Below are 12143 nucleotides of genomic sequence, written 5' to 3'. Positions count from 1 at the left end.
TTTATTTTAATAGTATTTAACAGCCACACTCTCCATAAATTGGAGTGGAGTTGGTTTCTCCATTTTTCTTTTTTACGCTTAAATTTCCCTGAAACATCATCACTTCCTCTAACTCTTCGATTTTTTTGCCTTCTAGGGTTATGGTAATATCATCAGTTGTTATCGATTTTTTAAAGTTAATTGGATCAAAATCACTTTCTACCATTGGAGTTTTTATTAGTTCATGATCCAGTTTAATGTAAGCATTATTTCCATAATCGTCAATGTAAACATACTTCCCTTCGTCGAAATCATCTTTATTTTTGGAGAAATAGCAGGAACATCCTTCAACCTCTGCTGGAAAGCCGAAGGTCTGGAATTCGGTGCTTGACGTCTTTTCTAAATTCTTGACCACTTTTATATTATCGCTTACCTTTGTAGGGATATCAATTATATCACCTTGATATTTTTCTTCTTTTTTGCAATTATAAAGAAGTGTGAGGAGCGCGGCGCTTAAAAATATATTCATCATTTACAATTCTCTTTTAACCTCTTGATCTTTCTAAAAGAACCATCATTAAAAAACTGAGCACCACTAAAGATTCATCTTGATCATCAATGTCTATCAGTCGATCCAGTTGGAATTTTCTTCCGAATAATGAAGGCATTTTCTTTAATTTGAAATACTCTTTTCCCATATTATCTTTCACGGTGTAGGACGGATTTAAAAAATATCCTGTAAACATTCCTACGAGAGGAATTTCTCCAATCATTCCATCTAAAATCTTCACCCAGCCATTATCCTCATTGATTTGATATTTGTTCTGGTCATTTTGATCCACAATATTATACTGAGATTTCCACAAAGAGCGCATCCCTTTTCTGGCCAATCTGCCAAAAATTTTTCCGCTTTCAACTTCAGTTATTGAATAGGAAGCATTAAAATCAATCCACTGATTTGCCTGAATGCGAAACAGCTCTTTCGATTTGCTTTCATCGCTAAAAACAAGAACATCTTCTTTCAATTTGAACATTTTCTGTCTTACGTACGCTACATAATTTCCGTTTTTATCAGTAATGTTGAAATCGCTGGATAGAGTAGTTATTTTGAAGGTAAAATCAAGTGGATAATTTAAATTTTGCAGAATCATAATTGTTTTTTTCAAAGATAAAGAAAGCGCATACAATACCAAATGAAACTTTAGTAATTGGGCATTTGCAAATTTTTTAATTGCAAAAATTTTAACTAATGGTCGACGCTAATTTATATTTTTATCAAGGTCAATTAAGCATTTTGAATATTAAATCGTGAATTCTATCTTTGCGGCATGGATTACCCAAGTAAAGTTTTGGCAAAGGCGGTAGAAGAAATTTCTGGATTACCCGGAATTGGAAAAAAATCAGCATTAAGGCTGGCTTTGCACCTTCTAAAACAACCAGAAAGTCAAGCGATTACTTTAGGTGATTCTTTAAAAAAGCTCGTTACAGAAATTCAGTATTGTAAAAACTGCCATAATTTTTCTGATCTAGAAATTTGCGAAATCTGTTCCAATCAAAAAAGGACAAATGAGATACTTTGTATCGTAGAAGATGTTCGAGATGTAATGGCTATTGAAAATACGGGTAAATTCCGCGGAAAATATTTGGTTTTAGGCGGTAAAATTTCTCCAATGGAAGGGATTGGACCCAATCAACTTAATATTACTTCCATTGCTAAAAAACTGGAAATTGGCGCTGTAAAGGAACTAATTTTTGCACTCAGCGCAACGATGGAAGGTGACACTACAGCCTATTATATCTACAGAAAATTTAAAAATTCTGATGTCAAATTTTCCACCATCGCCAGAGGAATATCTGTGGGCGATGAATTGGAGTATGCGGATGAAATATCTTTAGGAAGATCCATCCAAAATCGTTTACCCTATAATGAAACCGATTAATTTCATCCTAATTTTCTTACTTTAGCAATTGGTTTAAAAATTTGAAATACTACTTACATGATTTCTGTAATTATACCGGTCTATAATGCTGAAAAAACAATTGAAACTGCGTTGCTGTCAATAAAAAATCAGAATTGGGATGGTGCATTCGAAATAATTATTGTCAATGATGGTTCTACAGACAACAGCAGAAACATTATTGAGCATTATATGCAAATTAATGAAAAGGAGAATATCACTTTAATTAATCAGGAAAACAGCGGTGTTAGTAGAGCAAGAAATGTCGCAATGAAAAAAGCAACAGGTGATTATATCGCTTTTTTAGATGCAGATGATGAATGGTTACCAGAGAAAACTGCGCAGCAGATGAAGATTTTCGGAAATTTAAATTTGCAAATCGATTTTTTAGGAGCATTAAGAAATAAGCAGGTTCTAAAATATCCATATACGTTTAATGCGGGTAATTTAGCTGAAATTACCTTTAAAAAATTGATGTTCCGAAATGAGACTCAACCATCAACGGTAATATTTACTAAAATAATTTTGAAGAATACAGGATTTTTTGATGAAAAGCAGCGATATGCTGAAGATTTAAATTATTGGCTTAAAATTTCCCATCGGAATAAGATGTATATCTTAAATGATGAATTGGTTTTTTACGGCGGTGGTAAACGATCTTTTGGAGTTTCAGGGCTCTCATCTAATTTAATTGAAATGGAAAAAGGTTTTCAGAAAAACTTAAAAGAAATGCTGGTCTTAAAACATATTCATAAATTCCAATATGTTTTGTATTTTATTTTTTACAAAATTAAGTTTGCAGTGAGATTAGTTCGAAATAAATATATTAAACTTGGCACTTAATGACACTTTCCATCATTATTGTGAATTTTAATGTTACAGACCTATTAAGAAACTGTATTCTTTCAATAGATAAGTTTGTAAAAGATATATCGTACGAAATCATCGTAGTAGATAACAATTCGCCAGATTCTTCATGGAAAATTCTTATTAAAGAATTTCCAAAAGTAAAATTTATTGCAGCAGAAACTAACAGGGGATTTTCAGTTGCAAATAATCGAGGTGCGCAGCATGCAACGGGATCTTACTTATTGTTATTAAATCCAGATACGAAATTTGAAAGTTATAATTTCAATGAAATAATAGATTTTGTTGCGGATATGAAGGATTTCGGTTGTCTTGGCGTGAGAATGCATAATGGTAATGGATCCTTTTTACCAGAAAGCAAACGATCAATACCAGACATGTTTAATTCATTTGAGAAACTATTTCTCAGTTTTCGAAAAAACACCTTCAAATCTTACTATAGGAATGATATTAATGAATTTTCTGTTGCTCCAGTCGATGTAGTTACAGGCGCTTTCTTACTTATTAAAACAGATGTATACCGAAAAATTGGAGGCCTCGATGAACAATATTTTATGTACGGTGAGGATATAGACTTATGCTATACGTTGATTCAAAATCATTACAAAAATTGGTATTATGGAAATTTGTCAATTGTCCATTTTAAAGGAGAAAGTACAATCAAAAACTCTGAATATTTAAAGAGGTTCTATGGTGCAATGCAGATATTTATTGAGAAATACTATAAAGAAAAATATCCTATACAGTATATCATTTTATCAATAGGTTTAAAGGTTAGGTTCGTTATTGAGCAGATAAAACTAAATTTCTGATTTAAGCTAATTGCATCCGCCTAAATAAAGCACAAAAAAAAGGTCTGAAATAATTCAGACCTTTTTATATTTTGTGAATAAATTAGTTTGCAGCTGGGGCTGGAGTTTGCTGAACAGGCGCAACTGGATTATTTGCAGCAGGAGCAGTTTGTGGTGCCGGAGCTTGAGTTCTTGCCGGAGCACTAGGAATTACCATACTTGGTTTGGCAGTTAAAATAACACTTAATAGGATTAATACTACAATTGCAGTTCCTAATGTCCAAGTCGCTTTTTCCATAAAGTCATTGGTTCTCTGTACACCAAATTGTGCAGGAGAAGTTCCGCCAAATGTTCCAGATAATCCGCCACCTTTAGGGTTTTGTGCCATAATAATGATGATTAAAAGAATGCTGGTAATCATGATTAGGATCATGAATAATGTAAATATTGTGCTCATTTTATTTTCTAAGTTTTCGAAGTGCAAATATAATCATATTTTTTAAATATTTTATAGAATATGCCATTCTAATTGAGAAAAACATATCAATTTATTTGCTCTTTAATAATGGAGTAAAAAAAACAAAAAGTCCGTCACTTTTTTATAAATTGGATCTGAAAAAAAACACTATTGATTAAACATAATTTATTTAATTTCGCAATTATGAAAAATCTTCTAGAAAGCGCCATAAGTTTGGAATCGCTAACCTCACTTTTTAGTCAGGCACCGGTTGGACTTGCCATATTAATGGGGGAAAAACACGTGATCGCAAATGCGAATGCACAGGTTTTGGAATTTTGGGGAAAAGGAGATCACGTGATCGGACTACCAGTTTTAGAAGCTTTACCAGAAATTGCTAATCAAGAATTTCCTGGAATTTTAAAGGAAGTTTTTGATACAGGGAAAACCATTAAGGGATACAAAGTAAAAGCACTTCTTACAAAAGATGGAATCATGTTGACTTACTATTTTGATTTTATCTATTCTGCCGTACGTTCAGATACAGAAATTACCGGAGTTTCTGTGGTTGCAATTAATGTTACCGATCAAGTTTTAAGCGAACATAAATTACAAGAAAGCGAACTGCGTTTCAAAGAAATTTTAGAAATTTCTGATTATGCTGCTGCAATTTTTAAAGGTGAAGATTTGATTATTGACTTCGCAAATGATCAAATGATTAAAACGTGGGGCAAAAAAAATAATGTGATAGGACTAAAATTAGAGGATGCGTTGCCCGAATTGGAAGGTCAACCTTTTGTTGCTTTATTAAAAGATGTTTTTATAACAGGTCAACCTTATCACTCCGCTGAACAAAGAGCTGATCTGATAATTGATGGTGTTTTGCAGTCGGCTTATTTCAGTTTTGCATACCGTCCAATTCGGGATTTGCAGGGCGAGATTTATGCAGTTTTAAATGTAGCTGTAAATGTGACGGAATTGGTGGAAGCGCGAATGAAAGCTCAAAATAAAGCCAAAGAATATCGTGATTTAGCCGAAGCAATGCCCCATATTCTTTGGACCACTAACGAGTATGGCAGAATTCAATATTTTAATGATCATATGAGGGATTTTCTGGATTTAGATCGAGAAACTATTGATGACTTTGATTTCGAAAAAGTAATCCATCCAAACGATTTTCGAAATATGAGGCGAGTTTGGAAGCAAGCCACTTTGGAAAAGAAAGTCTTTGAGCTTGAATTTAGATTTATGAATTTTGCTAATAAAGAATATGTTTGGTTTTTAAATAGAGCTACGCCCATTTTGAATGAAAATGGATCGATAAAACATTGGATTGGAACCAGTACCAATATTAATGACATCAAAAATTTGGATGCTCAGAAAGATACTTTCCTCGGTATTGCGAGCCATGAATTGAAGACGCCATTAACATCTTTGAAGCTATATGCTCAAGTTTTAGAGCGAATGCTCCGAAAAACAGGAGACGAAAAAAATGCAGAGTTTGCAAAAAAAATGGATGTGCAAATCATGAAGTTAACTTCGTTGATCAGTGATTTATTAGATGTTACCAAAATTAATTCGGGTAAAATTTATCTGAATGAGGAGAATTTCGATTTTGAAAAATTGGTAGTGGAAACCGTAGAAGACCAACAAATGTCAACTTCTTATGAAATTGAACTCAATACTGAAAACGTAGGTATGGTATTTGCTGATAGGGAGCGAATTAGTCAGGTGATTACCAATCTTGTATCAAATGCAATTAAATATTCGCCACACTCCAAAAAAGTAATTGTTGCCATTTCGGAAAAGGAGGGAAATGCAGAAATGTCTGTTCAAGATTTCGGTATTGGAATGCCCGCAAAAAAAAAGGATAAAGTATTTCAGCAATATTACCGCATTGATGGAGATGAGCAAAGCGTATTTCCAGGATTGGGATTGGGTTTATATATAGCTTCGCAGATTGTAGAAAGATCACACGGCAAAATTTGGGTAGAAAGCGAAGAAAACAAGGGTTCAACTTTTTTCTTTTCTCTACCAGTTTATTAAAATTTAGTACAAAAAGATGAATTCAAAAAAAGTAGTAATAGTCGATGACGATATTGCAATACTCGATTCTTTAGGAACCATGTTGGATTTCGAAGGTTTTGAAGTCAATACCTTCGAGCGCGGTTCTGAGATATTCAATTTCGTGGAAGAAAAAGCAAAGCCTAATATTATAATTTTAGATATGTGGCTGAATGGGGAAGATGGCAGAGATATCTGCAAAAGATTAAAGGAGAATGAGGAGACGAAAAATATTCCCGTGCTCATTATGTCTGCGAGTCGAGGATTAGAGCATACCGCCATCCTATCTGGCGCCAATGCCTTTATTTCTAAACCTTTTGAAATTGATGATATTATGAATAAGCTCGATCAATTAACTGCCTAGAAAATAAAAAAGACATCGTTGAAGATGTCTTTTAAGTTTTAATGGTGTTTCAAATTAAATTCGAACGACGTCAAAATTAAATCCTTTTGAAAAGTTCAATTGGAAATTAGAATTCAAACGGAATTTTAATTTCTTCGAAATCTCAGTCAAATATCCTAAATTATTAAAATTTTCGTTTATTGTGGCTTTTAAGATTTCATTTTCATTATTAAAAGCTAAACCGATATCATCAAATCGTAAATAAGATAAGCCGAATTTGGAGTGCAAGATTTCTAAGAATTTTAAATCTTCCACCGATAATATATTTTCAGACATAATTTGTTTGTACTTTGTTGTTATTTTCCATATAAACAATTATTATGCCTTTTGTTACCGTGGCAATTTTCATTTTCAATTATATTTTTGAATAATTCATAATCGCTCTTTTCTCCGAAATTTCCCATCTAATTTTCGTAAATTTGACCTTCATTTTTATACGGACTCATGGATTATTTAAAAGGACTAAACGAACCGCAACACGAAGCTGTAACCACATTAGAAGGACCTCTAATGGTTTTAGCAGGTGCCGGTTCTGGCAAAACTCGGGTTCTCACCATGAGAATTGCACATCTCATTACCAATCTTGTAGATCCTTTTAACATTTTGGCGCTTACCTTTACCAATAAAGCGGCGAAGGAAATGAAAGCCAGAATTGCAAAAGTTGTGGGAGACAGTGAAGCTCGCTCTCTTTGGATGGGAACATTTCACTCCGTTTTTGCCAGAATTCTACGGAGTGAAGCACATTATCTGGGTTTTCCTACTAATTTCACCATTTATGATTCTCAAGATTCTCTTAATGTAATCCGAAAAGTGTTGAAGGAATTGAATATTGATTCTGATCTCTATAAACCGAAAAAAGTTCAGTCCAGAATTTCCAATTATAAAAATAATCTGATTACGGTGAAGGCTTATTTCAGCAATCCAGAATTAATGGAAGCAGATGAGCGCGCCAATATGAAAAACATTGGACTTATTTACCAGAAGTATGTTGATGTTTGCTACCGAAATGGAGCAATGGATTTTGATGACTTACTCTTAAAAACAAATGAACTTCTCACCAGATTCCCCGAAGTTTTAGCTAAATACCAGGATAGATTCCGCTACATTTTGGTAGATGAGTACCAAGATACCAATCATTCTCAATATTTAATTGTGAAAGCATTGGCCTCAAAATTTGAAAATATTTGCGTTGTCGGTGATGACGCACAATCCATTTACTCCTTTCGTGGGGCAAATATTTTGAACATCTTAAATTTTAAAAAAGATTACCCCGACGCGGTAACCGTTTCTTTGGAACAAAATTACCGGTCAACCCAGAACATTGTCAACGCTGCCAATGTCGTGATTGCAAAGAATGTTCAGCAGTTTAAAAAGAATGTCTTCAGTGATAATGAAGAAGGGGAAAAAATAAAGGTATACCGCTCACTTTCAGATGCTGACGAAGCCAATTTCGTTGCTTCTAATATTTGGGAACTTCATAATTCTCAGCAGAGAAAATTTACTGATTTTGCCATTTTATACCGTACGAATTCCCAGACACGTGCTTTCGAAGATTCTTTGAGACGAAAAAATATTCCGTACCGGGTTTTTGGGGGACTGTCTTTTTATCAAAGAAAAGAAGTGAAGGATTTATTAGCGTATTTGCGATTACTCGTCAATGAAAATGATTCCGAAGCATTGAGCAGGATTATCAATTTCCCGACAAGAGGAATTGGAGAAACCACCCAAAATAAATTAATTGTTTTTGCAGATTCACAAAATATTGCCATAACCAATGTGTTGGATAACCTTGGTTTCTATGCACCAAGATTGTCTTTAAACAACGGCATCATTACCAAACTTGCAGATTTTTGGGCCATGATCAAAGCGTTTCAGGTCATGCTTAAAACTGAAAATGCCTACAATGTTGGGATGGAGGTAGCGAAAAGAAGTGGGTTGATTAAATTTCTAAAAGACGATCAGACTCCAGAGGGAATTTCGCGTGTAGAAAATATTCAGGAGTTAATGAATTCCATGCAGGGATTTATCGAGGAACAGCAGCAAATTGAAGACGGAGATCCTTCATTATCCAGCTTTTTAGAAAATATTGCTTTGTCTGCAGATACGCAAACCGACAAAAATGATGATGCCGATAAAGTGTCTTTGATGACCATTCACTTATCGAAAGGCCTAGAGTTTCCAGTAGTACATTTGGTGGGATTGGAAGAAAATTTATTCCCCAGTTTTATGAGTTCTTCCACACGCGAAGAAGTAGAAGAGGAGCGAAGATTGTTTTATGTAGCCTTAACCAGAGCAGAAAAGCAGGCCTTTTTCTCTTATGCTATTTCTCGTTTTCAATGGGGTAAAATTACGGATGCAGAACCTTCCCGATTTTTGAGTGAAGTAGATGCACAATATTTAGAGTTCATCAATCCCGCGATTGAAAGCAGATTTGTAAATCATTCAGGCTTGAAGTCCAATATTTTTGATGAAGGGGATTCTGAACCAAGATTTTATAAAAAGAAAGAAGAAAAGAAATCGATCCAAAGAAATGAACCTATTCCTATTCCACAGAATTTAAAACCTGTTGCCACCGCAAAAATCATCAATCCAAGTGGAACTTCCTCTCAAGATATTGAAGTTGGAGATAAAGTTCGTCATGACCGTTTTGGAGTAGGAGAAGTGATTTTTCTGGATGGAACGGACGCGCAAAACATCAAGGCGAAAGTAAAATTCCAGCATGAAGGCGAAAAGAACTTAATCTTGAAATTTGCAAAATTGACGAAGATTTAATTCATCATTGCCTTTATTTTCTGCCAAAGCATTTCATCAAAATCGGAGCGTGCAAAATTAGAATTATTTGCAGATTTCCCCATTCTGATAATGACGAGATTTTTACTCGGAACCACATAAATTTTTTGGTCATTTTTTCCCAAAGCACAGAACATATCTTTGGGCGCACTGGGAATCAGCGAACCCGAAAACTGCATTTGCGTCATCGGAAGATAATAAGTTGATTTTCCATTCAGCCACCACAAATATCCGTAAGCAAGATTGATGTTTTGGGATGTCTTGGTTGCGTCATGAAAATATTTTTGATTAAGAATTAGCGTGCCGTTCCAGTTTCCTTTATTCAAAGCCAATAACCCGAAACGCGCCATACTTCTTGCATCGCTCCAATAAACTTCGTTATTATTCTTGGAAATCCAAGCGCCGCTCATACCGATTTTATCTTTCAAACTGGTGCTGAAATAATTTTGCCAACTTTTTCCCGTCGCTTTTGAAACTACATCCTGTAATTTCACGTAAACATTATGGTAAGACCATCTTTTTCCTGCATCCGCTTTGTACAAAAGGTTTTCACGTAAAATTCCGTCACCGTTAGAATCCTCAATCCCGGAAGTCATGGTTAAGAGATTTTTACAAGTTATTTGATCTTCCTGTGCTGAAGTTTCCATCGTCCAATCAGTTCCCAAATAATCTGAAATTTTATTATTGATGTTTATAAAACCTTCCTGTTCCGCAATGCCGACGGTAAATGAAGTAAGCGTTTTGCCCGCACTCGCCCAATACCAAGGCGAAGACGCAGTTTGTCCATCGAAATAATTTTCCATCACTATTTTTCCATTGTGCAGAATAATAAAACTTTTGGTGTTTTTTTGCGCCAGAAAATCGACTAGTTCTTGCTGTTTTGCGGAATTCCATCCTAAACTGGAAATAGATTTAGTTTCCCATTCATTCCCAGAATTTGGCGGAAAATACATCTTTTCTGAAGCTGAGTTTTTCTGACTGAAACTTAAGATTGAACTTAAAGAAAACAGGAGAATTGGAACTAATCGTAAAGTCTTCATGGCTGGAAATTTAGTTGGTCATTTTAAGATGTTTAAAAAATAAACTTGTTAAATTTCCTTCCTTATTAAATAATTTATTTCACCAATTCCGCGAACAACCGCTCAAAAGTTCCATCCAAATCTTTCGATTTTCCGGGATGTGGTCTGGAAGTTTGAACCACAGAACTCCGAACAGCAGTGAGCCAACGAAATCTTTCAGGGATTTCTAACTTTGCGATTTCGCCGCCGTCCTTTGCGCCGTTTGCCACTTTTTCGAAATTTATTAGATTTTGTTGCACGGCTTCTAAGTCTATTTTACATTCCATCAACTCAAATTTTTTGGGACAAATATGAATTTGAATTCGGATATACTTTTCCCTTTTGGAAAATAAAATGAGCCCAATATTAAAAAATTCTTCCCGCTCCACCTTTGGAACGAGCCGAATTACAGCGTATTCGTAAATTTTATCCTCTTGCATTTTGGGCTTCTTTTAAAAATATTTCGGAATTGGCTAATCGAGTCCTTAAAAACTGAAAATAAATTTCCCTAATCTCTTCTGGATTTTCCTCCGCATCATTCCACTGCAACCAATTTTCTGGAATTAAATTTACTAGACTCTGGAAAAATGCATCATTCAAAAGTTCTTTGGCATAAACATCAGCTTCGGTCAATTGACTCGCTTGCGGAAGTAGAACATGATCTTTAACATATTTGAAAGGAGTTTTCGCCGCAGCATCAAAATTTTGCCAGGAATGGTGAAAATAAAAGGAAGCGCCGTTGTCGATAATCCACAATTCTTTGTGCCACATCAAAAGATTGGTATTCTTGAAAGTACGATCAATATTGGTGATAAAGCAATCGAGCCACACAATTTTGGATGCTAAAAGTGGATCAATTTTCACAGAAGATTCATAGGTAATAGCGCCGGAAAGAAAATGCAATCCTAAATTTAATCCTTCGGAGAATTTTAAAAGATCCTGAATTTCTTCATCTGCTTCCGTTCTGCCAAAATCAACATCCAAATTAGCGAAAACCAATTCTGGAATTTGAAGACCTAATTTTTCCGCAATCATTCCACCGAGCAATTCAGAAATGAGCATTTTCACCCCATGTCCAGCCCCCCGAAATTTTAAAACATATTTAAAATCATCTTCCGCCTCTGCTAATGCGGGCAAGGAACCACCTTCTCTTAATGGTAAGATGTAGCGCATTACCGTGACGGTTCTTAATGACAAGTTTTTCTTCATGAAACAAAAATAAGAAAAAATTGATGTGATCTTTATTTTAAACTCTTTTCACCAAACACCAAACACCAAACACCAAACACCCAGGATATAACATTAATCATTGTGATAGGGTTTCCCCTGCAGTATCTGATCCGCGCGATATACTTGCTCTACAAAAAACAAACGAATCATCTGATGGGTAAACGTCATTTTTGAAAGGGACATTTTTTCTTGTGCTCTGGCATAAATTTCCTCGGAAAATCCGTAGGCGCCGCCAATGAGAAAATAGATATTTTTAAAAGAAGAATTCATCCAATGATCAATTTTACCGGCAAATTCCCGACTGGTAAATTGTTTCCCTTTTTCATCAAGAAGGATAATGAAATCTGAGTTTTCAAAATGATTCAAAAATAATTTTCCTTCCTCTACTTTTAATAATTCTGCACTCAGGTTTTTAGCATTTTTTACATCTGAGATTTCCTTTATATCAAAATTCCAATGTTTAGGTAAGCGATTTTGATAGTATTTTACACGCTCAGAAATTTCGCGGTCATCGGTTTTTCCTATGCAGATTAAATTGATTCTCAT

Annotated in this window: 14 protein-coding genes; 6 read left to right on the top strand and 8 right to left on the bottom strand. The window is 34.7% G+C overall.

Annotation, left to right across the window (positions count from 1 at the left end; translation table 11 throughout):
* Positions 1–16: 16 nt before the first annotated feature.
* Both RCH13_RS03255 and RCH13_RS03250 read right to left on the bottom strand, forming a co-directional pair.
* On the bottom strand, positions 17–511 hold the full coding sequence (locus RCH13_RS03255; RefSeq protein ID WP_326985776.1) for a hypothetical protein: 495 nt from the start codon (positions 509–511) through the stop codon (positions 17–19).
* Positions 512–524: 13 nt separating this feature from the next.
* On the bottom strand, positions 525–1130 hold the full coding sequence (locus RCH13_RS03250; RefSeq protein WP_326985775.1) for a hypothetical protein: 606 nt from the start codon (positions 1128–1130) through the stop codon (positions 525–527).
* A 177-nt stretch (positions 1131–1307) separates the two neighbouring features.
* On the opposite strand from RCH13_RS03250, the gene recR reads away from it, so the two are divergent.
* Genes recR through RCH13_RS03235 form a run of 3 tightly spaced genes read left to right on the top strand, consistent with a single transcriptional unit; the run spans position 1308 to position 3616 of the window.
* Complete coding sequence (gene recR, locus RCH13_RS03245) at positions 1308–1919, top strand: recombination mediator RecR (protein ID WP_326985774.1); 612 nt, start codon at positions 1308–1310, stop codon at positions 1917–1919.
* Between the two features lie 57 nt (positions 1920–1976).
* On the top strand, positions 1977–2780 hold the full coding sequence (locus RCH13_RS03240) for a glycosyltransferase family 2 protein (RefSeq protein ID WP_326985773.1): 804 nt from the start codon (positions 1977–1979) through the stop codon (positions 2778–2780).
* Positions 2780–3616, top strand: a complete 837-nt coding sequence (locus RCH13_RS03235; protein ID WP_326985772.1) for a glycosyltransferase family 2 protein — start codon at positions 2780–2782, stop codon at positions 3614–3616. Before RCH13_RS03240 ends, RCH13_RS03235 begins: the two co-directional genes overlap by 1 nt.
* An 82-nt stretch (positions 3617–3698) precedes the next feature.
* Here RCH13_RS03235 and secG read toward each other — a convergent pair whose 3' ends face one another.
* Positions 3699–4052, bottom strand: a complete 354-nt coding sequence (secG, locus tag RCH13_RS03230) for a preprotein translocase subunit SecG (RefSeq protein ID WP_326985771.1) — start codon at positions 4050–4052, stop codon at positions 3699–3701.
* 204 nt (positions 4053–4256) lie between these two features.
* On the opposite strand from secG, the gene RCH13_RS03225 reads away from it, so the two are divergent.
* The gene (locus RCH13_RS03225; protein ID WP_326985770.1) at positions 4257–6098 is read left to right on the top strand and encodes a PAS domain-containing sensor histidine kinase; all 1842 of its coding nucleotides are present in this window, start codon (positions 4257–4259) and stop codon (positions 6096–6098) included.
* 16 nt (positions 6099–6114) lie between these two features.
* A complete protein-coding gene (locus RCH13_RS03220) occupies positions 6115–6480 on the top strand; it encodes a response regulator (protein ID WP_326985769.1) in 366 nt (121 codons plus the stop codon).
* A gap of 54 nt (positions 6481–6534) precedes the next feature.
* Here RCH13_RS03220 and RCH13_RS03215 read toward each other — a convergent pair whose 3' ends face one another.
* On the bottom strand, positions 6535–6795 hold the full coding sequence (locus RCH13_RS03215; RefSeq protein WP_326985768.1) for a hypothetical protein: 261 nt from the start codon (positions 6793–6795) through the stop codon (positions 6535–6537).
* A gap of 168 nt (positions 6796–6963) precedes the next feature.
* On the opposite strand from RCH13_RS03215, the gene RCH13_RS03210 reads away from it, so the two are divergent.
* The gene (locus tag RCH13_RS03210) at positions 6964–9291 is read left to right on the top strand and encodes an ATP-dependent helicase (RefSeq protein ID WP_326985767.1); all 2328 of its coding nucleotides are present in this window, start codon (positions 6964–6966) and stop codon (positions 9289–9291) included.
* Here RCH13_RS03210 and RCH13_RS03205 read toward each other — a convergent pair.
* The 4 genes from RCH13_RS03205 to rlmH all read right to left on the bottom strand — a co-directional run bounded on the left by RCH13_RS03205 (position 9288) and on the right by rlmH (position 12143).
* Positions 9288–10349: a serine hydrolase domain-containing protein gene (locus RCH13_RS03205; protein WP_326985766.1), complete on the bottom strand. Its 1062-nt coding sequence runs from the start codon at positions 10347–10349 to the stop codon at positions 9288–9290. The two genes, RCH13_RS03210 and RCH13_RS03205, sit on opposite strands and share 4 nt — an antisense overlap.
* 74 nt (positions 10350–10423) lie before the next feature.
* Positions 10424–10807 carry a DUF3037 domain-containing protein gene (locus RCH13_RS03200; RefSeq protein ID WP_326985765.1) on the bottom strand — a complete coding sequence of 128 codons (384 nt, stop codon included), beginning with the start codon at positions 10805–10807 and terminating at the stop codon, positions 10424–10426.
* Positions 10794–11576 (bottom strand): HipA family kinase, encoded by a 783-nt coding sequence (locus RCH13_RS03195; protein ID WP_326985764.1) that lies wholly within the window; start codon positions 11574–11576, stop codon positions 10794–10796. The genes RCH13_RS03200 and RCH13_RS03195 overlap by 14 nt, the downstream gene beginning before the upstream one ends.
* A 93-nt stretch (positions 11577–11669) precedes the next feature.
* Positions 11670–12143 (bottom strand): 23S rRNA (pseudouridine(1915)-N(3))-methyltransferase RlmH, encoded by a 474-nt coding sequence (gene rlmH / locus RCH13_RS03190; RefSeq protein ID WP_326985763.1) that lies wholly within the window; start codon positions 12141–12143, stop codon positions 11670–11672.

Origin of the sequence: Chryseobacterium sp. MP_3.2 (assembly GCF_035984805.1) — a bacterium.
Classification (GTDB): Bacteria; Bacteroidota; Bacteroidia; order Flavobacteriales; family Weeksellaceae; genus Kaistella.
This window is presented reverse-complemented; position numbering and strand designations above follow the sequence as displayed.

Bases quoted from the DNA above. Each gene is read 5' to 3' on its own strand.
- RCH13_RS03255 (WP_326985776.1), bottom strand. From the start codon at position 511: ATGATGAATATATTTTTAAGCGCCGCGCTCCTCACACTTCTTTATAAT.
- RCH13_RS03250 (WP_326985775.1), bottom strand. From the start codon at position 1,130: ATGATTCTGCAAAATTTAAATTATCCACTTGATTTTACCTTCAAAATA.
- recR (WP_326985774.1), top strand. From the start codon at position 1,308: ATGGATTACCCAAGTAAAGTTTTGGCAAAGGCGGTAGAAGAAATTTCT.
- RCH13_RS03240 (WP_326985773.1), top strand. From the start codon at position 1,977: ATGATTTCTGTAATTATACCGGTCTATAATGCTGAAAAAACAATTGAA.
- RCH13_RS03235 (WP_326985772.1), top strand. From the start codon at position 2,780: ATGACACTTTCCATCATTATTGTGAATTTTAATGTTACAGACCTATTA.
- secG (WP_326985771.1), bottom strand. From the start codon at position 4,052: ATGAGCACAATATTTACATTATTCATGATCCTAATCATGATTACCAGC.
- RCH13_RS03225 (WP_326985770.1), top strand. From the start codon at position 4,257: ATGAAAAATCTTCTAGAAAGCGCCATAAGTTTGGAATCGCTAACCTCA.
- RCH13_RS03220 (WP_326985769.1), top strand. From the start codon at position 6,115: ATGAATTCAAAAAAAGTAGTAATAGTCGATGACGATATTGCAATACTC.
- RCH13_RS03215 (WP_326985768.1), bottom strand. From the start codon at position 6,795: ATGTCTGAAAATATATTATCGGTGGAAGATTTAAAATTCTTAGAAATC.
- RCH13_RS03210 (WP_326985767.1), top strand. From the start codon at position 6,964: ATGGATTATTTAAAAGGACTAAACGAACCGCAACACGAAGCTGTAACC.
- RCH13_RS03205 (WP_326985766.1), bottom strand. From the start codon at position 10,349: ATGAAGACTTTACGATTAGTTCCAATTCTCCTGTTTTCTTTAAGTTCA.
- RCH13_RS03200 (WP_326985765.1), bottom strand. From the start codon at position 10,807: ATGCAAGAGGATAAAATTTACGAATACGCTGTAATTCGGCTCGTTCCA.
- RCH13_RS03195 (WP_326985764.1), bottom strand. From the start codon at position 11,576: ATGAAGAAAAACTTGTCATTAAGAACCGTCACGGTAATGCGCTACATC.
- rlmH (WP_326985763.1), bottom strand. From the start codon at position 12,143: ATGAGAATCAATTTAATCTGCATAGGAAAAACCGATGACCGCGAAATT.